This window comes from Streptomyces sp. NPDC016845 (assembly GCF_044332585.1).
Classification (GTDB): domain Bacteria; phylum Actinomycetota; class Actinomycetes; order Streptomycetales; family Streptomycetaceae; genus Streptomyces.
Genome location: NZ_JBIRPI010000047.1, coordinates 1 through 21360, shown reverse-complemented (window position 1 = coordinate 21360; position 21360 = coordinate 1). Strand labels below are relative to the sequence as shown.

General features: G+C 69.5%; 25 protein-coding genes and 1 pseudogene. 15 read left to right on the top strand and 11 right to left on the bottom strand.

Going from position 1 to position 21360, the window contains the following annotated elements; all coding sequences use genetic code 11:
• Nucleotides 1-1422 precede the first annotated feature (1422 nt).
• The 3 genes from ACH4RC_RS41445 to ACH4RC_RS41435 form a co-directional block, all read right to left on the bottom strand.
• Complete coding sequence (locus ACH4RC_RS41445) at nt 1423-1845, bottom strand: RacP protein (RefSeq protein WP_398210073.1); 423 nt, start codon at nt 1843-1845, stop codon at nt 1423-1425.
• 3 nt (nt 1846-1848) lie between these two features.
• Complete coding sequence (locus ACH4RC_RS41440; RefSeq protein ID WP_398210071.1) at nt 1849-2844, bottom strand: DUF6192 family protein; 996 nt, start codon at nt 2842-2844, stop codon at nt 1849-1851.
• Nucleotides 2845-3030: 186 nt separating this feature from the next.
• Nucleotides 3031-4290: a helix-turn-helix domain-containing protein gene (locus ACH4RC_RS41435; protein WP_398210068.1), complete on the bottom strand. Its 1260-nt coding sequence runs from the start codon at nt 4288-4290 to the stop codon at nt 3031-3033.
• 439 nt (nt 4291-4729) lie between these two features.
• Here ACH4RC_RS41435 and ACH4RC_RS41430 point away from each other — a divergent pair, with 439 nt between their 5' ends.
• From ACH4RC_RS41430 to ACH4RC_RS41410, 5 genes are all read left to right on the top strand, one after another.
• Nucleotides 4730-5092 carry a hypothetical protein gene (locus ACH4RC_RS41430; protein ID WP_398210065.1) on the top strand — a complete coding sequence of 121 codons (363 nt, stop codon included), beginning with the start codon at nt 4730-4732 and terminating at the stop codon, nt 5090-5092.
• Nucleotides 5089-5322, top strand: a complete 234-nt coding sequence (locus ACH4RC_RS41425; protein ID WP_398210063.1) for a hypothetical protein — start codon at nt 5089-5091, stop codon at nt 5320-5322. Before ACH4RC_RS41430 ends, ACH4RC_RS41425 begins: the two co-directional genes overlap by 4 nt.
• A gap of 136 nt (nt 5323-5458) precedes the next feature.
• The gene (locus ACH4RC_RS41420; protein ID WP_398210060.1) at nt 5459-5659 is read left to right on the top strand and encodes a hypothetical protein; all 201 of its coding nucleotides are present in this window, start codon (nt 5459-5461) and stop codon (nt 5657-5659) included.
• Nucleotides 5660-5708: 49 nt separating this feature from the next.
• Nucleotides 5709-6158 carry an NUDIX domain-containing protein gene (locus ACH4RC_RS41415; protein WP_398210058.1) on the top strand — a complete coding sequence of 150 codons (450 nt, stop codon included), beginning with the start codon at nt 5709-5711 and terminating at the stop codon, nt 6156-6158.
• 136 nt (nt 6159-6294) lie between these two features.
• Nucleotides 6295-6666, top strand: coding sequence for a hypothetical protein (locus ACH4RC_RS41410; RefSeq protein ID WP_398210055.1), 372 nt, complete (start codon nt 6295-6297; stop codon nt 6664-6666).
• A gap of 45 nt (nt 6667-6711) precedes the next feature.
• Here ACH4RC_RS41410 and ACH4RC_RS41405 read toward each other — a convergent pair whose 3' ends face one another.
• Nucleotides 6712-7035: a DUF6233 domain-containing protein gene (locus ACH4RC_RS41405; protein ID WP_398210052.1), complete on the bottom strand. Its 324-nt coding sequence runs from the start codon at nt 7033-7035 to the stop codon at nt 6712-6714.
• A gap of 293 nt (nt 7036-7328) precedes the next feature.
• On the opposite strand from ACH4RC_RS41405, the gene ACH4RC_RS41400 reads away from it, so the two are divergent.
• From ACH4RC_RS41400 to ACH4RC_RS41380, 5 genes are all read left to right on the top strand, one after another.
• Complete coding sequence (locus tag ACH4RC_RS41400; protein ID WP_398210075.1) at nt 7329-7949, top strand: hypothetical protein; 621 nt, start codon at nt 7329-7331, stop codon at nt 7947-7949.
• A gap of 353 nt (nt 7950-8302) precedes the next feature.
• Nucleotides 8303-9244, top strand: coding sequence for an ADP-ribosylglycohydrolase family protein (locus tag ACH4RC_RS41395; protein ID WP_398210050.1), 942 nt, complete (start codon nt 8303-8305; stop codon nt 9242-9244).
• Between the two features lie 114 nt (nt 9245-9358).
• Nucleotides 9359-9733: a hypothetical protein gene (locus tag ACH4RC_RS41390; RefSeq protein ID WP_398210047.1), complete on the top strand. Its 375-nt coding sequence runs from the start codon at nt 9359-9361 to the stop codon at nt 9731-9733.
• Nucleotides 9734-10317: 584 nt separating this feature from the next.
• Entirely contained in the window at nt 10318-10650 is a 333-nt protein-coding gene (locus tag ACH4RC_RS41385) for an STAS domain-containing protein (protein WP_398210044.1), read from the top strand.
• 185 nt (nt 10651-10835) lie between these two features.
• Complete coding sequence (locus tag ACH4RC_RS41380; protein ID WP_398210042.1) at nt 10836-11231, top strand: ANTAR domain-containing protein; 396 nt, start codon at nt 10836-10838, stop codon at nt 11229-11231.
• An 805-nt stretch (nt 11232-12036) separates the two neighbouring features.
• Here the strand turns inward: ACH4RC_RS41380 and ACH4RC_RS41375 are convergent.
• Nucleotides 12037-12405, bottom strand: a complete 369-nt coding sequence (locus tag ACH4RC_RS41375; protein ID WP_398210039.1) for an STAS domain-containing protein — start codon at nt 12403-12405, stop codon at nt 12037-12039.
• 221 nt (nt 12406-12626) lie between these two features.
• Here ACH4RC_RS41375 and ACH4RC_RS41370 point away from each other — a divergent pair, with 221 nt between their 5' ends.
• The 3 genes from ACH4RC_RS41370 to ACH4RC_RS41360 all read left to right on the top strand — a co-directional run bounded on the left by ACH4RC_RS41370 (nt 12627) and on the right by ACH4RC_RS41360 (nt 14413).
• Complete coding sequence (locus ACH4RC_RS41370) at nt 12627-12962, top strand: ANTAR domain-containing protein (RefSeq protein WP_398210037.1); 336 nt, start codon at nt 12627-12629, stop codon at nt 12960-12962.
• Nucleotides 12952-14148 carry a PP2C family protein-serine/threonine phosphatase gene (locus tag ACH4RC_RS41365; protein ID WP_398210034.1) on the top strand — a complete coding sequence of 399 codons (1197 nt, stop codon included), beginning with the start codon at nt 12952-12954 and terminating at the stop codon, nt 14146-14148. Before ACH4RC_RS41370 ends, ACH4RC_RS41365 begins: the two co-directional genes overlap by 11 nt.
• Before the next feature lie 64 nt (nt 14149-14212).
• Nucleotides 14213-14413, top strand: coding sequence for a hypothetical protein (locus ACH4RC_RS41360; RefSeq protein ID WP_398210032.1), 201 nt, complete (start codon nt 14213-14215; stop codon nt 14411-14413).
• Nucleotides 14414-14820: 407 nt separating this feature from the next.
• Here ACH4RC_RS41360 and ACH4RC_RS41355 read toward each other — a convergent pair whose 3' ends face one another.
• Both ACH4RC_RS41355 and ACH4RC_RS41350 read right to left on the bottom strand, forming a co-directional pair.
• On the bottom strand, nt 14821-15672 hold the full coding sequence (locus tag ACH4RC_RS41355; protein WP_398210030.1) for an ANTAR domain-containing protein: 852 nt from the start codon (nt 15670-15672) through the stop codon (nt 14821-14823).
• A 66-nt stretch (nt 15673-15738) separates the two neighbouring features.
• A complete protein-coding gene (locus ACH4RC_RS41350; RefSeq protein ID WP_398210029.1) occupies nt 15739-16155 on the bottom strand; it encodes an ANTAR domain-containing protein in 417 nt (138 codons plus the stop codon).
• A gap of 116 nt (nt 16156-16271) precedes the next feature.
• Here ACH4RC_RS41350 and ACH4RC_RS41345 point away from each other — a divergent pair, with 116 nt between their 5' ends.
• Nucleotides 16272-16883 carry a hypothetical protein gene (locus ACH4RC_RS41345; RefSeq protein WP_398210026.1) on the top strand — a complete coding sequence of 204 codons (612 nt, stop codon included), beginning with the start codon at nt 16272-16274 and terminating at the stop codon, nt 16881-16883.
• 12 nt (nt 16884-16895) lie between these two features.
• Nucleotides 16896-17171: pseudogene (locus tag ACH4RC_RS41340) on the top strand (kinase); the annotation flags it as partial.
• A 303-nt stretch (nt 17172-17474) separates the two neighbouring features.
• Here the strand turns inward: ACH4RC_RS41340 and ACH4RC_RS41335 are convergent.
• From ACH4RC_RS41335 to ACH4RC_RS41320, 4 genes are all read right to left on the bottom strand, one after another.
• Nucleotides 17475-18152, bottom strand: a complete 678-nt coding sequence (locus ACH4RC_RS41335) for a hypothetical protein (RefSeq protein WP_398210024.1) — start codon at nt 18150-18152, stop codon at nt 17475-17477.
• 2 nt (nt 18153-18154) lie between these two features.
• Nucleotides 18155-18973, bottom strand: coding sequence for a hypothetical protein (locus ACH4RC_RS41330; RefSeq protein ID WP_398210022.1), 819 nt, complete (start codon nt 18971-18973; stop codon nt 18155-18157).
• A 3-nt stretch (nt 18974-18976) separates the two neighbouring features.
• Nucleotides 18977-20362, bottom strand: coding sequence for an ATP-binding protein (locus ACH4RC_RS41325; protein WP_398210019.1), 1386 nt, complete (start codon nt 20360-20362; stop codon nt 18977-18979).
• A gap of 256 nt (nt 20363-20618) precedes the next feature.
• Nucleotides 20619-21167, bottom strand: coding sequence for a hypothetical protein (locus tag ACH4RC_RS41320; RefSeq protein ID WP_398210017.1), 549 nt, complete (start codon nt 21165-21167; stop codon nt 20619-20621).
• Between the last annotated feature and the right edge of the window lie 193 nt (nt 21168-21360).

The following is a 21360-nucleotide window of genomic DNA, read 5'->3' as shown; positions in this document are numbered from 1 at the left end:
CACGCGGGGGCCGTCCGCCTGTCCGGCGAATGCCCAGGTAAGTACTCATGTGCGAGGCCCTGTTCGAGGCCAGAGGTAAAAGAACAAGCTCAGAACCTGCTTCTGAGGCCGACATGCCACGTCGTTCGGGTAGCCCAGCGTTGACTTCGGTGCGTCCGACTGGGCTGGTTGCCTAGGACAGGACTGCTGCGCCGAAGATAACGACGCACATGCTCACGCCTAGGTAAACCCTCTGCCACCGAGGGAACACAATGCCGGGCCGGGCGGGATCGGCTCCCTCTGCACGCATGAATCGCCGCACTGTCAGCAGCATGGGCAGGGTGCTGACGGCCACGGCGACCTGCCCGCCTGCATACAGCACCAGGCCAGAAGCGACCGAGTGTCCCCGGAGGTGAAGCACCAGGAGAAACAGGGGTCCTCCTCCGGCCCAGACGATCGGCCACAAGATACGGACCTTGCGTACGGGTATGCACACCCAGATCAGTGCCCAGCCCAGCAGAAGTGCCACGAGCGCGGTAAGCCACAGGTATGCGATTGGTGCCGAGGCAAGCATGGGCGAAGTCCTCCCATAGATACGGCTGTTGGCGCGTGCCGAGAGGCGTGATGTACCTCATGCGTGCTCGTCACGTTCAGACCGTACGGCCTCAAGATCCGCTGGTCACTGCCAAGGTCCGGCAGGATTGAAGGGGGATAGGTTGCGCGCCATGGACATATCATGTGGGTCATCTGGGTCATCCCTGGCCTGACCGTCTGGCGGGCCCTGCGGATGGGCCCCGTCATCCGCCGCCCAGCAGGCCATCGCCACCGACTGGACCATCGCACTGAGCAAGCTCAACCTCCACTGACCGGGCCCCGTCCGGTCCACGGGGGAAAGCCCCCGGCGACCACGGGTGCGCAGCGGTTGCCGAGGGCTATGCGGAAGTCGCCCGGCGCCGACGGGGGGCGGCTGGCGACGATCAGGTGGGAGGCCGTGGTGGCCGTCCCCACAGCAAGCACGGCGTCCTGGAGCCGGTCGGTCCAGCCGTTCGTACGATGCTCGCAGCGTACGGGCCCGTTCCTTGATTGCAGAAGGTTCCGTGAAGGCCGCGCCAGGTGACTTCCTTCACGACATGAGTCGTGCAGGCGGTTGTATGCGGCCTGGCACTCGCTGCGGCCCGCGTCCAGGGCGGTGGGAAGAATGCGCTGCCATGGAGACAGTGCTGCTGGGACTGGTGATAGTGACCGCGACATTCGCCGCTGCGGCGCTGTCGGCGGTGGCCGATGGGTCTCGGGCCGGCCCCCGGACCGGGTCTGACACGCGGGCCGTGGCAACAGATCCTTGACCAGAGCCCATTCCGCGTCCGTGGTGTCGGACGGGTAGCGGCGCGGACGCATGACGAGCGCCTTCCTCCCGGCCCCGCCAGGGGCCGGGCAACAGGGGGTTCAGGCGATCAGGTCGAGGGCGGCCTCGACCGAGGTGAGATGCGTGACCAGGAGACGGACCCGCTTGTCATCCGGGGCCAGGCGGGCGTTCGGGGCGAGGGTGGCGGTGACGAACCGGCGCACCTCGGTCACCTTCACCCGCAGCCACGCCACCTCATACCGTTCCAGTTCGTCGCTATCGGCGGTGAACTGATAGCCGTCCACCCGGGTCCAGATCAGAGGCGGCCAGTTCATCTCCGTGATGATGTCGCGCAGCATCGCCAGCCCGGCCTCGGCCTGCGAGCGGGAGAGTTCGCAGGCGGCCAGCAGTTGCGGAGTGCGCAGCCCAGCCGGCCGCGCCTCTATCAGGATCCGGTAAATGCACTCGGCATGGCGGCGGGCGGCATCTCCCTTGCGCCGCCCGGGGCCCGAGCGCCGTATCACGGTCTACTCCTCGGTGAGCAGGCGGGCCAGCTCGGTGTCCATGTCCACCTCGCCGGTGTCGATGGCGTGCTCGATCCAGTCGCAGGCGGCGCGGACACGTGCGATCCGCTCGTGCACCAGGTCGCGTTCGTCCTCGCCGAGCCGCCGGTCGCGCAGGCCGGGGACGGTGCGTCCGGCCTTGGCGACGAACGCGTGGCAGGCCGCGATCAGGTCAAGGAACTCGGCCGTGCGCTCGAAGCGTCTGATGGCAGGGGCCAGCTCATGCGTCTCCTCGAACTCCTGGCGGGCCTGGCGGCCCCGCGCGACCTGCGCGTGATTGACCTGCTGGCGGGCGCCGTCATCTCCCATGGCCTTGAAGGCGACATCGGGCCTGCGCAGCAGGTGTGTGGCCGCGGTGGCGGCGATCGACTCGTCCCGGGTGAACTCCTCGATCACCCGGGCCTTCTCCTCTGCCGGGAATTTGGTCGCCACCTTCGGCCGCCGCAGCAGATCACCGGTGATCTGTGCGGCCACATCGTCGTCCTGAGCGAGCGAGTGGATTGCGCTCACCTTCTCCTGCGGTGAGATGGGGTTCTCGACCTGTCGTCCCACTCGCCGGTTGGCACTGTCCACGGTCCACCGGCCTTTTCCTTCAGGCGGCACCCGCATCACGGCGAACCGTTCCTCCTCATCCTCAATCGCTCCCAGGATGCGGTGAACCGTGAAAGACACTCCCGCCTGCCGGTGTTCTTGCGGCCACCGCGACGCCGTCCACCGGGCGTTGCGCACCGTGGAAAACTTCAACCCGATGTCCTCAGCCAGTTCCGTTAACGACCGCTGCACCGAGAACGCCGCATCGCCCGGCGCACCCCCCTGAGAGCGTGTGGGCTCGATCTCCAGGGCCTTATCGCCGATTCGGAACTGCCCCGTGGTCTGCTGCTCGACCACGTCCCGCAGCTCAGCCACGATCTCGTCATAACGCCGCCGGGTCACACACCCGACCGTCCCCTCAGCGGGCATCACACCCACCTCCAAAGACCGAGGCGCGGCGGAACCACTTCGCCGACAACGAGACGCCGGCCTCCCCGGGCAGGCTTCTCTGCTCTGAGACCCACTGCAACCCAAGGCCAAAGCTCCCCGCCACCGGAACTTCACCCAGCCTCAACAGCCCCGGACGCAGCGTTCAAATACGGGTTCTCAGCCTCGTCAGACGGCTGGAAGCAGGTGCCCGTGATCCGTGAGGACGGATCGGACCTCGGGAACAGAGGCGTACGACGTCAGCCGTTGCAGGACGTCCCTGGTCCGGTCGGTTGTGCGCTGTGAGGAGAGGTCGCCTGAGAGGGCGATGACGCGCCGTGCCTCGTCCGCGGCTTGCTCGGGTTCGCCTGCGTCGGCCAGGGCGACGGCGAGCCAGGACCGGTACAGCGCCAGCTCGCGTGCGTGGGTGGCGTCGTAGCGGGCGAGGACGTCGGTCAGCAGCGGCACTGCGCGCAGTGGCCGGCGCAGCTCGGTGAAGACCCGGGCGTCCATGACTTCGAGTTCTTCGCGGGAGACCCAGTACGCCCAGGGCGGGGCTGGCTCGTCATCGCTCGGGGTGTCGAGCGCCTCGTGCGCCTGACCCAGCGCCTCCATCGCGGCTTGTGTTCCCTCGGGGGTGCCCGCGCGGGTATGTGCCCAGGCCACCCGGTCGGCGAACAGCGCCCGAACCGGCGCGGCCGCGTGTTCGGCCTCGCGCAGTGCGGCCTCGGCCAGGTCGACGCCCTCGCGTGTCCGCCCGTTGTTCGACCACTGATAGGCCAGCGACCCGGCAAGGTTCCCCGCGAGCGATGCGTCACCTGCGTGCCGGGCGGCGTCCAGCCCGATGCGGTAGGCGCGCTCCGCGTCGGCCAGACGACCGGCGTCGGAGGCAATCCAGCCGGTGATCTGGCTCAACTCCCCGATCTGCACGAGCAGGCCGCGCCCGGTGTCCTCGGTGAACGTCGATTCCCGGTACAGGGCGAGGGCGGTGCCCAGTTCCCAAAATGCGGGGTCGATGAGGTCGCCGCCGGACAGGACGTCATCGGCGAGGCGCAGCGCATGGACCCGCCCGGCGAGCGCGGTGACCTCCGTCGCCCCGACGCGGCGTCCTCGAGTATCCGCTCCTGGGTGCAGCGGGTTCCCCTCGGGCAGCAGCGCCACCAGGGACGCGGCAGGGCCGGGCAGGCGGGCCCACTCCTCGCCGCGGGCGTACGCGGCGGCCTGCTCCAGCTCGCGCAGCGGCACGGCCAATAGCTGCGCGAGCCAGGGCAGCCAGACGTCGGGGACGCGGCGGCCGCGCTCCCAGCGCGAGACCTCCGTGCGCGTGACGGACTGCGTCCCGGAGACCGCGCACAGCAGAGCGGCCACCTGCCGCTGCGATTTGCCGGTGGCGCGGCGCAGGCCCGCGAGATACACGCCGAAGTGCCGTCGCCGCTCGCCTCTGTCCACCCGGGGCCCCTCTCCCGTCCAGTCTGGCCCCCTGCTGGCCCCCCCCGGAAGGCTCCTTCCCCCATCGATCACCCGCGTTTGCATGAAGAGACCCACACGAGAGCCCCGGCGACCGCGCGAACGGCCCCGGGGTGTGGTCATCAACCGCACAAGTCACGGAGGTTGACGACATGTTCCAAGCTAACGGCCCGCATTGGCGGTGTGCACTGCGCCTGCTGACCCCCGCTACCCGACGCCACCGAACGCCGGATACGCGCCCGACACCCCCCACCGCCGCGACCACCGCTGCTACCCCGCCGCCCGCCCCCATGGGCGGTGAGGAGGGCGGTCTCGTGCGCCCGTACGTCGTCGCGCATGAGCGCCGGATGGAGTTGCGGGCGGCCCGCCGCCGCACGCTGCACGTCGTGCCCCGGGGTCTCGCGCTGGAGGTGAGGACCTCGTGAACAACGACCGGACGAACGCCGCTCCGATGGTCGCTCGGGGGCTGCGGATACTGCCATGGGAGAGCGAGATGGGGCACGCCTGCTATCTGGCTACCGACCCCGACCGGCTCGGGTCCGGCCGTAGCGTGGTGGGCCGGTTGGCCGACCGCATCGAGGACGGGCAGCTCGCCGACGGCGCTCTCGTCCTGGAGGGGGCCCGCGCCGTCCTCGCCGATCCGCAGGCGGGAACGGAGGCGCTGCGGCGCTCCCTGGGCATCGCGGTGCAGGCCCTGGGGGACGTGCTGCGCGTGGCCGACAGCCGCGGCGCCCGTCTGACCCCTCCGGCCATCGAGGACGGGGAGCGGGAGGAGGACGGATGATCCGCCGCAAGTTCGCGTTCGCGCCGTGGCGGTTGCGCGAGACACCGGCACCGAACCGCTTCCGGGCAACGTGCCTGACCTGTCTGGAGCCCAGCCCCGATGCCACCTCGGGGGGCGCGGCTCAGCAGTGGTGCCTGGAACACGCGGACCGGACCGGGCACACCGCGTACGAGGTGGCGATGATAGGCCAGTTCGAAGCTAGCCTGACCGACAGCAGCGCCGATCAGTAGCGCTGAGAGAACCCCGTAGGCCCGCGCCCCCCGTAGCGGGCTACGGTTTTCCAGGGTCAGCAGGAGGCTCGCCAGAGCCCTGACAGGCCGCTCCCGGCCTCGCTACCGTGGAAACTCAAGCGACCAGAGGACAGCCATGGCACACCTCGTCTTCGACCCCGACGAGCAAGCGGCGCTGCGCGCCGACGCCCGCGAGCACGTACTGTCCGACCCCGGCGTGGCCTACGTCCTTCAGCGCCTGGCCGCTGAAGGCGTCGACCTCGATGCGTGCGCGGACTGGGAAGACCTCCGCGTATCGGCCGGCCTCCCTGCGCGCGAGTCGAGCAGCGCCGCCTAGTGGGCAAGCACTCCCCGCGCGGCCGGGCGCGCATCGTCTTCGGATCCACATGATCGAGTGCGTCCGCGCGGTCCTGCTCACTCCCGTCGACTGGCTGCTACTGATCCGCCGCACCTGGCCCGGCGGCACCCCCTACTGGACTCTGCCCGGCGGCCACGTTGAGCCCGATGACCTGGACCTGCGCGCAGCGCTGACCCGCGAGGTCTACGAAGAGACTGCAAGTACCCCACATATCCTCGGCCGACTGTTGACCTTTGACGATACCCACCAACGTGACCACGTCTACCTTGCCCGGATCACTAGCTGGTCGGAATGCAGCCGGACTGGGCCGGAGATCGACGACCCGCTTCATGGCACCTACCAGCTCGACGAAATCCCGCATACCTCCGCAGCCCTAGCTGCCCTCCCGTTGCTCCCTGAGGCTGTCGCTTCATTTCTGCATCGGACGGCTGAGAACGCAGAGGACCTCACCACCCTTGCCGACCCGACGGCCCCGTGAGCTGAAGCCCGTCCGCCTCTCCCCCCGGGGCCAACTGACGCCGGACCTCGGGGCCATTTGAGGTGGGGCCAGTTCAGACCATTAATGCCACCAGGAGCCGTTTCCCGTGAGGTGCGCTTCTCCGCTGGGGGGCGATATGACCAACGAGCATCTGACTCCGTCTGTCCTGGCCCGCATCCGTGATGAGGCTCTGGTTTGGTCCCGAGGACACGGCGACCCGCGGCCGGCCCGCATCCGTGTCGTGGCGACAACCCGCGATGCCGCCACCCGACTTCTGCAACCAGGCGGCGTGCGGTCTGTACCCGATCCCTGCTACTTCGTGGTCCTCGAAGGGCGCTTCCAGCAACCCGGAATCCCCGAAGAAGCTCAGCCTGCAGGCATCTGGGCGGCCTTCTTGATGCGCCCGGAACGGCTCCGCGCCGATGTCTTCACTATCCGCCCACGCGGATACGTCCCGCACCGCCCCATCGAGGACCTGGGCAGCGTCCACGTGATCGCGACCGAGTGACCACACGCCGCCATCGATCATGGTCGCGAGCGAGGAGGGGCTCCCTCACCCAATGTCACAGCCAGCAGCCGGCCTCGCGCAGGAGGACATGACCTCAGCCGTCTGAGAACCCCGCGGACACGTCCCGTAGGCGGCGGCTGCCCCTCTGCGGTGACGTCCGGTCTCATCGCGGTGCGGACAGGCGCCGCGCCCCTGAGCTCTGGTGCCGAGACCGAGCGCGGTGCCCGGCCGGCAGTGCGGGCAGGCAGGCACCGGCCCGTGATCCAGAGCGTTGCGGGCCTGGGCGGCATTGATGGGGCGGGAGCGCTTGCCCGCCATGTGACAGGTACTCGCGTGGACGTAGACGGCAGAGCGTCCGGTCAGCCCCACCTCTAGCAGCCACTCGGGCGGCTCGGGCCGGGCGGAGTAGCCTCGCGCGCGGCCGCGCCGGGCGGGGGAGAGGGTGGGCGTGTGGAGTACCCGGTCGACGTGGCACTGGCGCAGCAGGTCTCGACCCTGCCGACCGGGGGCGGCTGGTGGTACGAGCCGAAGCTGGACGGTTCTCCAGACGCCATGAGATGTCTCATCCAGGTGCACCTCGGCAGAGGTAGGAACGTGGGCGCTGCCCAGAAGTAGCGGGGCATAGCCACCGTCTGACGAGTGACACTGGGAGCGTGCTGATCATGGAAGCCGTCCTGGAGACCTACGACGCCGCCGACTTCGCGCTGTGGCCCGTTGCCGACTCGCCCACAGACCACCTCCTGGCCCTGTCCGGCCGACTGTCCGGGCGAGAGATCGGCACCGCCATGGCAGTCCTGACCAGTTACAACACCAGCGATGACGAGGCCCCGGCCCGCGGCCCCGAGACCAGCACGGGGCAGGTCAGCCAACTGCTGAGCACGGACCAGGTCATCGCTCCGGGCGGCATCCGGATCCGGGAGACCTCGACCGGAGTGACCGCACCGCCCGGCTGCTGCTTCGGCCTGGAGAACTGGCGAGACTGGCTGGAGTTCATGGACGGCGAAGAGCCCTGGCTTGGCCACGACCCCGCGCCGCGCATCGAGCACACCGGGACGACCGTCCGGCTGTGGCCTGACGCGGAGCACCCGGACGGCCTCCCCATCGAACTGCCGCTGGCCCAACTGCCCGCACTCCTGAGCTCCGTACAGGCTCAGCTTGTCGCCTTCCTGACCTCCGTCGAAGAATGGGCCACCCGGTACGTCCCGCCCCTCGCCGACGTCCTGGTCACACAGCTCGACGAGGACCTCGCCGTCTCAATTCCCCTCTGCCGCAACCGGAGCTGAGCCGCGCCTGTCCAGGCGCCGCCATGCCGGTGGCCATGTGTCTCGTGAGACACAGCGAAGTCTGGAGAAGGACGGGGACCGGGGGTGATCTGGCGGCGCGAGAGTGTCCGTATCCAGACCCGCTCGGGCCGGGATGTCGCCGCGCAGTGGCTCGACGTCGCCACCAGCGCGATGGAGCTCCCGCCCGGCACGATCCTTGATGGCGTTATGTGACCTGTACGGGCGTCTCAGACCCAAGGTGTCTCAGGCGGTGCACCTCCATAGACGAGACGCGTTCGCCTCCGATGGTTCGGGAAGCCGAGGAAGGCAATCGGGCCGTGCGGCCGTTGGTACGGCCCGGATAACCTGCGCGAATGAAGCGGATTCAGCGAGCGGCCGGCGCGGTCGTCGGCTCAGCGGTGGGTGACGCTCTGGGCGCCCCCTTCGAGTTTGGCCCCCAGGGAGCGTTCTCTGCGCGGTTTCCCGTGCCTGGTGCCGGTGGCGAGATGTGCGGAGGTGGTGGCTGGGACCCCGGCGAGGCCACTGACGACACGCAGATGGCCGTCCTGGTCGCGGAGTCGCTGCTGGAGCAGGGCGGGCTGGATCTGCCGGACATCTTCGCCCGCTTCCAGCGGTGGGCGGCATCAGAGCCGAAGGACATCGGCTTGCAGACCGAAGATGTCCTGACCAACGGCATGCCCTGGGACCTCGCCGCCGCGATCCATTTCCAGGTCAACCAACGAGCGGCGGGAAACGGTTCCTTGATGCGGGCGTCGACCTCCGCAGTCCACTTCGCGGCCGCCGGCCAAGGAGCCACCATGGAGGCGGCCCGCCGTATCGCTGCCCTCACCCACGGGGACCGCGCGGCCTGGGAAGGCACCGCGATCTTCCACGAGCTCATCTGTGTCGCGTTCGAGGACATTGACCCCCTCGCCGCGCTCCCGGACGTCCTGGCTCTTGTCCACCCCGACCACCGCGGCCGGTACGCGACCGTCCTCGCGCCCGACTGGCACCCCGAGCAGGCGACCGAGTTCAACGGTGCCGTCTGGCCCTGTCTGGGCTCAGCCGTCTGGGCCCTGCGCACCACCACCAGCTTCGAAGACGCGATACGCGCGGCGATCGACCTCGGCGGTGACACTGACACCGTCGCCGCGGTGACCGGAGGCCTCGCGGGGGCGTACTACGGACTGGACGCAATCCCCGCCCACTGGACCCAGCCACTTCATGTCCCCCTACCGGGCTTCGGTGGACAGGTGCTGGACCTGGCCGATCTCCTTCACCTCGCACACCGCCTCCTGGAGGCAAGTCGTCCCTGAGACACACATGGCAGCCCACATAAACGGCGAACTCGTCATCTGGCGCGATGGGAAGACCGACTTCGGCGCGGTCGCTCCCGCGCTGCGGCCCGCGGCCGGCGCCTGGCCGACCTGATGCGCCGCTACCCCGCCTCCTACGCCGCGTTCGACTGCCTCATGATCGCGGGCCGGGACCTTCGCGGCCGCCCGTACCTTGAAAGGCGCACAGCGCTCCAGGACGTTCTGGAGCCGCTCGGCCCGCCGTTGCAGGCAGTGCCCGCGACCGACGACATCGACATCGCACGCGTCTGGTTCGACGTCCTGCCCGAGCAGGGCGTGGAGGGCATCGTCGCCAAGCGCACAACGGGCTTGTACCGGCCGGACGGGTCGTGGCGGAAGGTGCGGCATAGTGAGCCGGTCCACGCCGTCGTGATCGGCTACACCGGCGCCCGCAGGCGCCCCAAGAACCTGGCGGTGCGCCTCCCCGACGGCCGCACCGCCCTCACCTAGCCCCTTTCCCCCGGCGCTCGCGCGCAGGCCGCCGCCCACCTGCCTGCCGCCGACGGCCCGACGCAGAGAGCACACCCCGTCCGGCGACAGCTACGCCACCGTGGCGCACGGCCCGGTCGTCGAGGTGGCTTCGGGCACCACACGGCATCCGGTCGTGGACGTCACGCGCGTGAGCTGAGTCCAGCGGAGGCAGCCCACTGTGCTCGGTCAACAGGGGATTAACTGCCGTACCGTGTACAGCCGTTGGCGGCTCGGACGCGCGCCGTTGGGGGAGCAGGGCTGTGCCGTGAGGGGGGCGGAGCCGGGGGGCGCGTACGGGGTCGTTCTGCTTCCGGTAAGCGCTGTCGTCCGGTCCCGTGGGGGGAGTAGCGTCTTTGGTGGACCGTGAATTGCCTCGTCGTCAGCGCGGCGGGTTCTGGTTTCGGCGTTCTCTCGGGCCCGTGGACGGGTCCTCACGCCAGCGGCTGCCAAGGGGGTCTCCGTGCCCGCCTCATACGCACCGCTCAAGCCTGCACAGCCCAGCCTTCCCCCTCAGGGTTCGTTGTCCCTGCGGGCCCGCGGTGCACGTCTTCCCAGGACCCCGGATGCAGAACTTCTTCGTCGACGACCGCTGTCTGATCACCCCGCTGCAGCGCGAGGAGGGGGTGCGGCTGTTCGGCGAAGTCGTCGGCGCCCACCAGGTCCCCCTCGCGACCGCGGTTGCCGAATGCGCCCAGCGGGCCCAGGAGATCACGGTCGATCTCACCGCCGTGGACTACCTCTCCAACAGCGCGCTTGCGACCCTGGTCGGTCTCGCGCGCACGCTGCGCCCGCCGCAGGCGCTGGTCATCGTCTCCCAGCCCGCCCTGCGCCTGGACCTGCGCTTGCAGGAACGCGGCTGGGACGGCCTCGACACCCTGTACCTGCGCTGCACCTAGGGATCGTGTGGTCCTGCCGTCGCAGGATGGGGCAGGGCCACATGTGCCGGTTGCCGGCCGCGACGGGAGGGGATGGGCACGCGGCCGTGGTCGGGACGGCGGGCGTGCAGACGCAGGGGCCCGGGTAGGCGGGACGGCGATAGGAAGATTGACGCCGATGCCCCCCAGGACCCCGGAGGCGCGAGGTGACGTTCGAGGAAGCGCAGCAGCCTGCCGACTCGCATCCGCCTGATGCCGATGCGCGGGTGGCGGAGCTGGAGAGGGAAGTGGCGCAGTTGAAGGAGGCGGTCGTCTCCCATGCGGATGTCGACCGGGCGGTCGGTGTCCTGATCGCGGTGGCGCGCATCTCGCCCGCCGACGCGTTCGATGTGCTGCGGGAGGTGTTGATGCGTCTGAACATCAAACTGCGGCGGGTGGCGCTCCTGACCGTCCGGTGGGGCCAGAGCGGCGTCCTGCCCGTCAACGTGCGCACCGAGCTGTATCGGCACCTGTGTGCTCGCAGTGATGTCTTCGAGCCGGGGCGCGGCCGACCGGCGGGCGCACGGACGCCGGCCTCCCGCGCAGACACCTGCACGAGGTGAGATCAAGCGCCAAAGCGCCCCCTATACGGCTACGCGGTTGGCAGACAGGCGGGCGCGGCGGTGGGAGGCTGGTGGCATTCCCCGGGCGCAGTGGCCCCGGGGCCCGCGCAGCGGTGCTTGCCTGCTGCGGGTGAGGCGCCCTCTGGACGGACGCGAGGCAAGCGGGATGCCTCGTAGGACGGTCGACACCCAGAGGGCCGGTGCTGGAGTCGTGTCGTCGGCGATACGGCTCCAGCCGTCTCAACAGACACGGTCCGGGGGCTGGGAACCTTCAAGGCGGCGGCATCACACCGGCCAGCCTGTCTGCATCGAGCGTAGAGCGCCGCCTTCAGCAGCGAAAGACGCGCAGCCGCATCCTGGCGAATCGTTGACGATTGCCGAGACGGCCCGGTCTCTTTCGCAGGGGCGGACCCTCGCCGGAAGACCCGCCCCTGGACGCACTCCGGTCAGGAGTGCCACACCACGCTCAACGCGTCGCACATCCCCGCAGGTTGGGCCGCCGTCAACGCGATGCCTCGCAAGAAACGGGCACCCCACCAGGATCCTCCGTACCGGCGCCACCCATGGATGCGGCCAGGCAGAAGAACCAGCCTTCAGGGCCACGGAGACTCAGGTGTAAAGGGCATGTAAAAGGGGAGACGGTGGCCGGGCGGGCGTGCACCTGGTGCGCACAGCGTCCGCCCCGGTCCCTTCGGTTCGGAAGCGCAGCCGGAGGGACCACCTCTCCCGACTTCGGCCCGCCCCGGGCGTCCGCGTGCACCGGCCACAGGGAGCGAAGCCGGGCAGTCCGCAGGAGAAGACCTGGTCAGGCGAGGGCGGCCTGCACGGTGGGGTACACGTCGATGACGGAGTCCAGACCGACCAGGTCCAGGACGCGGAGCACCGCGGCGCTCGCGCCGGCCAGACGCAGCCAGCCGCCCGTCCCGGTGGCCTCGCGGTAGGCGATCAAAAGGGTGTTAACGCCGCCGGAGTCCAGGAACGGCACGGCACTCAGATCCACCACGACTTTTGCCGGGGTGCGGGCGCGGGTGCAGGCTCGGGCGAGTGCCTCCTGCAGGGGAGGCCGGGTGTCGTAGTCGATTGCTCCCCGCACCGCCGCGACGGCCACCTCACCCTCGTCGTGGCTGGTGACCATCAAACGGTTGGCTCTCTGGGGCTTGCTGGCTTCCGGCACGGCCCCATTGTTATCAGCCTCCCTCACCCGGGCCGACACCGGCCGAGCCGGGATTCCGGTCCGGGGTGTGGGCCGTCGGTGCGCACCTCCTTTCCTGGCCGGGCCGGGGTGCTTACACCGCATGCCGGGTCGCGGGGACGGTGGTGGTCTTTGATACTGCTGCCCCCCCGTGACCCCGGAGGCAATAGTTGGCATGCGATGAAGCGGCCCGGGCTGATGCTGTGAAGCTGCGCGATGTCGAGGCGCGGGTGGCCGTGCTGCAGCGCGAGATCGCCGAGCTGAAGGAGGCGGTCGACTCCCACCGGGAGATGGACCGGGCGCTCGGTGTCCTGGTCGCCGTCGCCCAGGTCCCACCTGGCCGGGCGTGGGAGATGCTGCGGGACATCTCCGTGCACACCCACATCGAGTTGCGGCGGGTGGCGTTCCTGCTCACCCAGTGGGGCTACACCCGCATCCTGCCCCCACAGGTCGAGGCGGAGCTGGAGCGGCAGTTGCGGGCCCGCCGCGAGCGGCAGGCCCGCGGCGGGTCGGCGGGAGGCGACCGCCGTGTCGGGTGACGGGCTGGGCCTGGAGGAGCTGCTGGCGGCGGCGGAGGATGCCGCGCCGTGCGAGTCGGTCGACGTGGTCGCCCGGAACCTGGAAGAACGGTACGGCGCCTGTGACGTGTCGTTCGTCTTCGTTGATCTGGTCGGTCAGCAGGTGGTCCGGCTGCCGCGTGCGGGGCCGGCCGGGGAGCCGGTGGAAAAGGCGGAGCGGCTGCGGCTGCCGGGCAGCCGCTACGAACGCGTACTGCAGAACCAGCAGCTGCTCCAGGAGGAGACGGAGGGTGGGGTGCGGCTGGTGGCGCCGGTGACCAACCGCGGCGACTGCATCGGTGTCCTGGAGCTTGTCGTCGCGAACGGCGACGAGACGGTGCGGAAGGCGGTGGCGCGGGCGGCGCACGCGCTCGCCTACATCGTGGTGACCGACCGGCGTTTCACCGACCTCTACCACTGGGGCCGCCGCACCACCCACACGCGGCTGGCCGCGGAAATCCAGCACCAGCTGCTGCCGAGCGCGTCCTGCTGCGAGGCCGCCCAGTTCACCTTGGCCTGCGCGCTGGTCCCGGCCGACCGGGTGGGCGGCGACACTTACGACTACAGCCTGGACCAGGACATGCTGCACCTGTCCATCACCGACGCGATGGGGCACGACACCGACTCGGCACTCCTTGCCACCCTCACCGTCAACGCCCTGCGCCAGGCCCGCCGCGCCCACGCCGGTCTCCTCGGGCAGGCCCACGCCGCCGACCAGGCGCTCACCCGCTACGACCGTGGCCTGACCACCGGCCAACTCCTGCGCATCGCCCTGGACACGGGGCAGTGCCAGCTCGTCAACGCCGGCCACCCCTGGCCCCTGCTCCTGCGCGACGGACACGTGCGTGAACTTCCGCTCGCCGTCAACCGGCCCTTTGGCATCCCCGCCCCGGCCGACTACGAGACCCAGTCGCTGCCCCTGGCGCCACGAGACCGTCTGGTGCTGCTCACCGACGGGATGCAGGAGCGCGGCAGCGCGGTCGTCGACCTGCCCGCCCTCCTTGAGCACACCGCGGATGAGCATCCGCGTGAGGTGGTGCGGGCGCTGATCGACGCGGTACGCGAGGCCAATCAGAATGAGCTGCCCGATGATGCGACGGTGATGGTGCTGGACTGGCACGGCAGCACCTCGAGCCGCCGGCACACCGACGCAGGCTCCAACACCTGACCGGATGCGGAACGCGGCGGCACGGCCCCACCTGTAGCTGCCGCCGGGCGAAGGACGAAAGCGTATGGAAGAGACGAACACCGGTGCCGACGCCGATGGCGAGAAAACCCTGCGCCAGGCGGGGCGCCGGGCGCAGGCCACCCGGCAACGCTCTGCCCACCTGCGCCGCCGCGCCCGGGAGCTGGTCGCCCGGAGCCGGGCGCAGCGCCAGAGGATGGAGGCGGTGCTCGCACGGTGGCAACAAGGCCGCAGGAGAGAGGGCTGACGGCTCTGGGCCCGTCTGGGACGCCCGGCACGACTGAGATCGCCAACTTCGTCTCGGCTCTTCTCCCGCTGGGAGGCGTGGCGGTGTCGGGGCGGGCGAGGCGGCAGCAGGGTGTCGGCCGGTGCCGGGCCGCTGCTGCCGGGGTGGTGGGGCCCGGCGGTGTGCACCCCAGCCGGGTCGAGGCGGCCGGTGCCGGGCCCTCACCTGAGCGGTCTCCCAGGGCAGGGTGGACGTGCGCTCGCTGACGTTCAACGCCTGGCTGTTATGCACGTCACGGCGGGCCCTCACCACTCACCGGCCCTCCCGGGGGCGTCCACATCTTCTGCGTATGCAGGCGCGGACACCAGTCCGTCTGCCTAGCGGGCGTCCGCACCCCGCGGTGACGACACCGCTGGTGCGGGCGGCCGCTATGGCGCCTCGCCGGTCAGCCGCAGACCGCAGTCGACGACTTGACGGGCGATGTCGGCGCTGCTGGTGCCGTCACGGAAGGCGCGTGCTTTGATCAGGGCGAGGGCGTCGGCGGGGGTGCGCGCGCCGTGGGCGAGGAGCATCCCGGTGGCCTGGTGGACGACGTCCAGGACATCGATGTCGCCATACAGCAGGGGATCACCGTCCGGGCCGAGCAGGACGTCGGTGGTGAGGGCGGTGGCGATCCGGGTGAGGTCGGCCTCGGGTGGCAGCCGGGCCTCGTCGAAGACGGCCAGCACACCCAGCCGCGTGCCTGCGCAGGCCAGCGGCACCGCCGCGGCGGCCCGCACGCCGAGCCCGAAGACGCCGCGGGCGTAGTTCGGCCAGCGCTGCGCCAGTTCGGGGCCGGCGGCGGCGACCGCGCGGCCGCTCACCGCCGCCTCGCCGACCGGGCCTTCGCCGAGCACGTACTCCACCTCCTGCACCTGGGCGGCGCGGGCGTCGGAGGAGGTGACCGCCAGCTGCCGCCGCTCCGCGTCCAGCATCACCAGCGCGCCGCCGCTGGCCCCGCACGCCGCAGCGACCCCGCGCACGAACGGCGGGCGGGGGCGGTCCTGCTGCCTGCGCAGGGACCAGGCGTCCACCTGACGGGCGTAGGTCTCCTGCAGTTCGGCGGCGGCGAGGTGACGGGCCCTGGCCTCCCGCTGCCGCGCGGCCAGCTCCTGAAACATCTCCGAGCCGCTCTGCCGGGCCAGCAGCTCCATGCGGTCGGCCGCCGCGCCCGCCGCAGCGGCACGCTCCCGGGCGGCTGCCGCCCGCCGCCACGCCTTGTCGGCGTTCCCCTCGCTCACCCGCTCAACCTACGCCCAGCGCCGCGCCCAAGACCCCCTGCCCGGAACGGACGCCCCGGCCCGACCTCAGGGCTCAAGGATGCGGTGGTGGACGACCTGGTGGGCGAGGACCGCCGCCAGCTGCCCCGTTCTGCGGCAGTGTTCCTGCAACAGGCGCCCAGCCTGTTCGACGGTGCACGCAAAGCGGGCCGCGAGCACCCCCTTGGCCTGCTCGATCACCACGGCCGCCTGCACCCGCTGCTGCACCACGACCTCGGGACTGTCCGGCCCACAGGGTGCGGTGTCGGGCAGGCCGGCGGTGCGCATGGCCCGGGCGTGCTCCCGCATCGAGATCGCCTGCAGCCGCATGTCGGTGGCCGCAGCCCTTTTCTGCGCCGCCCACTGTCGCGCTGTAACCGCCCGCCGTGACTGCTCGATGTGCGCCCACGTGCGCTCATCCCACCAGACGGGCTCTCCGGGAACGGCTTTGGACACCGGGTCCACCCCACTCTCTTCTTCTTTTCTGCCGCAAGGCCCTGACCGCGACCAGGATCGTGCACCTGGCCGGGCAGCGGAATCAACGTGCCGGCAAGCACAGCGCCCCCACCCTCCACATCCCAGTGCCCGATCACGGCTACCTCGAGCTGAGCGCGATTACCTGGACGCTGCAGAAGATCCCGACTGCGGACTTCCACACGATGCCGACCGGCGAGAGTGAAGCCGGACTGATCGAGCACTTTGCCGAGAACCCGGTGCACTGGGTCACGGTGTGGCCCCCACAGGTCGGTCGGCAATGGGAAGACCACGGGACGTGGCTGCGCACGTCGCTCCTCATCGACCGACACCGTCCTGACCCCGCCGGACTGCAGGTCTTGGAGGGCCGCGCCCGTGTCGGCATCCTGCGCGGCTTCCTCCGTGAGCAGCTGCACGTCGCCCCCGAACACCAGGCGTGGGCGGGGTTCGTGCGAGCTCGTCGCGTCTGGCTGCGTACGTTGCGTGGCACCAAGGTGTTCAGCGAGCCAGCCCGCCTTCACCGGATCCCTGGACGTCCTGCTGCGACCTGGGCGAATCAGAGGAGGCCCTCACCTCCCTGGACCAGTTCGCTACCGCCACGGACCAGGCCGTCGACGACATCCGAATCGCTCTCGCGGAAACTCGTGGAATCCGGCGACGCCCGCATACATCGCGGCGAAGAACCCGCTGACGCGGAGCGCCTGGAAACCCACCGCTGATTCCGCCTGTTCATGGACTGGAAGCACTTTCACGAGCACCGTATCCAGCTGAGCCGCGGTGTTGAGACAGCGCACGACACCGTGGGGACCAGGGACACGCGCCTGATCGTGGCCCGCGGCAACAGCGCTTCCGCCAAGTCCTCCGTCCCCGCCGGCCTGCACGAGAACTTCGGCCGCAACCTCGCCATTGTCGGCTAGGACAACCTCCGCCGGACCGCGCTGCGCGAACGCGTCCGGTCCGGTGGCGCCAACATCGGCCTGATCGACCTCACTGCCCGCAACGCCCTGGGCAGCGACACGAAGCAGCGTACGTGCAACACGGACGCGCACGACGGCGGGGCACACCTTTCGGTGTGCCCCGCCGTCGTGCGCGTGGATCAGATAACTGGCTCGGCGCCCCAGGTACGATCCGGGGATCACTTGCGCTTCCGCCGCCATGCCTCACGCACCGCTACCGCGAACGTGAGATAGACCCCGATGACTTCCAACACCAGCAGATACGTCTCCATGTCACCTCCCCGCGTAATCGTGATTGCTACCACGATCACGATGGCCGACGAGGCGAATGTGAGCATTCATTGTTTTGCCAGTTCAGGAGCGTTCGCTTGCGTCCCAAGTGGCGTTGTTTCGCGCGACATCGGGACAGGGCTCGCGGGTGGACGCGCGAACCATTGCATCCATCGAGGCCAGCGGCCTCAATCGGCGCCAGTCGTACGGGAGGTGACCCGTACTTGGATGGCGGCGATCATGGGCATTGGCTGCCATCCAGAACAGGAATCCGCCTGCCATCACGATGAGCGCCATCCACCGCATCGGACTCCCGGCACCTGCCGCCACTCCCCTCAGGAGGGCACTGCCGACCAAATAGGTCAGTAACGGGTAGACGACGATCTGATGCCAAATTTTCGTCGGGGACAGTACCTGTGCGCGTGTGTAAAGACCGGCGCGCATCTCCCACCGCCCTTGCCACAGGCCGAACAGCAAGGGCAGCATTGTCATCGCCACTGCTGGCCATCCTGTGATCGGCACTGAGGCGGCGGCCGGGGGGCCGGTGAGCCAGACACCGGCCGCGCAGGATACGGCCAGCGCCGGATCTCCATAGAGGAAGGCGGCGAACTCATACCGTGGGCGTAGTAGCCGCCGCTCGAGTACTAGAGCGAGCAGGGCGGGAACACCGGGGCTCACGGCGAAGGCGCTCAGGAACGCCCACAGTGGCCCGTGCTCGAGTGCGGATGCCACAAAGGGCCGCCAGTCGTCTATGACCGACATCGTCAACTCCGTCTCCCGAGGCGTGATTTGCGGCGCTGAACTCCCGCCGCTCGGCCTTGGCCTTCCTGCCGCGCCCCGGTTCCCCATGATTCGTTCACCAGACGCTCGACATCTGGGTCGTCGAAAAAGGGGGCATAGGCCTTGGCGAAGCCGGTCACTACTTGAAGGGGCTTGTTGCGGGTTCCCGCCTCCGGCTGGTTCTCGGGGGGTGCGACATCGAAGAATTCGTGCTGCACCCGGTGTGCGGCCGTTGCGGCCCTGTCCAGGAACTTCGACAGCGCGCGCGACCGGATGCCAGTCGCCTGCATGATTGTCGCGTGCCGGTCGTAACTGGCAGCCGCGCGCCACAGCGCGAGCTCATCCGACTGACGGACGAGGCTGTTGATCCAGGAGATGCCGCGGCGCGGAGGTCGGAACCTGGTCGATGCCTTCGGGTTCGGATGATGACCGTAGGCAACCGCGGTGGCGATGTCCCGCCAGTCCTTCTCAGCGTTGCTCTTGGACAGCAGGGTGAGGGTGTCCGGATAGAACTCGAATGCGGCCAGTAGGTGCAGGAGTCGGTTCTGCTCGCCGTCGGAGGTGATAACGGCAGCCGGCACCCCTGCCGTGCTGCACATCTCTAACGCGGCGAGCCCTGACCGCCGCGACTCCTTTTGATAGTCCAGATCGACGAGGGCCAGCTGGAAATCCCGGTCGGTGGCCAACAGCTTGCCCAGACTCTCCGGGGACCGCACGCCGATCACCTCGTGCTCAGCGGGAGCCAGGGCTCGGGCAACGGCCGATTCGACGATCCAATGGTCGTCGACCACGAGTACACGCATCGTTTACTCACCTTTCGGGATGTCTGTTCGGGTCGGCCACTCCTCGGCCGGTTGTCGAGAGGACCAGTGCGCGTCCACTCTGGTGCCACCGCTTTCACGTGCAGCGAATTTGATGCGTCCTTGGTAGCGGTCCAAGTCCCGGTTCAGGACGACGAGGCTGCTGTTGCGACCCAGCGCGTCCGCGTTCATCCCTGGTCCGTCGTCGGCCACAGTGATTTGGATCAGCGCCGTTTCGCGTTGGGCGTTCAACGTGCGGCCGATGCACACGTTCACCGTCACTTTTGCCGCCCCGGCTCGAACGGCATTGGCCACCAGGTCGGACAGAACACGGCGGGCGAGCTGGTAGTCGGTGGACGGCAGGGCGAGCGATGCGCACCCCGGCTCCAACGTGCAGCGCTCGCGCAACTCGTTCCCCATCACGCACAGCACCGCATCCCATAACGTTCCCACGGTCCCCCCGGGCCCCCTCCCCGGATCGAGCCAGTCCAGCCGCATCTCCTCGATCCGCACGAGTGCGTCTCGCAGCAGACCGCGTACCTCGGCGCGCTCGTAGTGGTCGCTCTGTTCGGCCTCGACGGCCATGGCGACCCCCGTCTTAGACATGCTGTGCAGGTCTCGGCACGCTTCATCGCGTACCACGCGCTCGATATCAACTGCAGTGGTGACCGCCGCATCGAGGACGCGATCAAAGGACCACCACACAACAGCGACCGCCCCGGCACCGAGCACGACGCATACCCGCGCGGCACGGGGCACGGCCGTGAGAGAGACCGTCCAGCCGGGTACGAACAGCCCACCTGCGATCAGCAGAGCGCCGACGGGTATCAGCCGCCGCAACAGCACCAGTCGCCGGTCCGCCGCGCCCATGCTCCGGTCGTTACCCACCTTCACGTATTGAGGCGGTGCGTAATAGCCCGCGTCGCACACAATGTTGATGAAAACTAGAGTTACGAACATCATGACGGCGGAGAGCTGAACAATCATCACCGAGGCGCCGGGGCCGTGCGGACCGAAGGGGCCGACCAGCGCGAGCCCCATCACCGCCATGCCGAATCCCTCGGCCAGCCCTGGCAGATTGAAGGATGCCCGCCCCCGCGTGCCGTCCAGGTGATCGAACAGCCGGTAAAGCCCAGGCAGTCGCTCGCTGGCCTCTTCAAGGCGCGCCCTGGCTTCCGGATAGGCATGAAGGACGGACAAAACAGTCCCGGCGGTGACGAGCAGGAGCGCCAGGACGCTATGCGTACGCGCCAACGCCGGCGTCCAGGCCAGGGAGGCCCACAACACGGCCAGGCTCGCGCAGCGCAGCCATGCAGTTGCGCGATGGAGACTGTCGAGAGCCCGCACCGCCGTTACCCAGCGCAGATCTGCGCGTTTGTCCGAACCGTTCACATCCCACCTCACCGTCTCGTCCCGCGGTGGAACTCATCATGGGCAGTCACTCGCGGTCGCGACAGCGATACATCGCACGGATGGATGCGCTCGTGCGCGCTGCCTCCACAGCGGCAGGCAGCGCAACCCCAACTGCGTGGCCCGTACCGAGCCTTGCTGCCGTTGGTGACGCGGAAACGGATGAGCGCAGCCAGGGGCCGATTTTGCCCGGGGTGCGCGACCGGTGCTGCGTGCCTGTGCCAGGTGTGCCGTCGTGTCACCGGGCGGGGCGCCGTTGCCCGTGTGCCGGTTCGATGCGGTAGCGCAGGTAGATGCGATTGTCGATGCTGTCGAGGGCGGGACGCTGGAGCACGGTGGTCAGGCGCGTGGTGCCGGTCCAGATCAAAGGGAGGGGACGATAACGGTCGGCGGCGGCACGCCAGGTCCCGTACAGGCACTGCCAGCCCCCGCCGCGCAGCTGCTGCGCGTCGCCGACCAGGAGGACGGGCCGGGTGCGGCGGTCGAGTTCGGCGTCGATGTCCCGCTCGGCCTCGGACAGGATGCGGGGGCGGGCACCGTGCCAGCGGCCGGGGAAGAGGGCCGCCCACAACGCGTCGATGACGGCGGTGCGGTGCGCGGGGGCCCGCGCGGTGACCCGTACGAGGTTCATGCCGCCGCGTTTGTCCAGCGCCGTGGCGACCACCTGCTCGGCGAGGTCCGATTCATCGGCGGTGACCGCCATCATTTGGCCAAGCTCGAAAATGTCGTGCAGGCGGCTCTCGAGCTCGGCGGCCGCCTGCTCGGGCAGTTCGGCGAAAGCAGCCACGGCATCCCCCTGGTATCTGGCGCGGTCCTGTTCCAATGCAGCACCGAACAGGATGACGGCACGCCGGAAACAGACAGAAAGAGCCGTACTGGGGCCGTTGAGGTTCCCCCGTTGTTCGGGAGTCGCTGATCAGCTGGTCAGGGCGGGTTGACGGGTGTTCAGGTTCGTTGGTTCGGCCGTCGCCTGGTCGGCG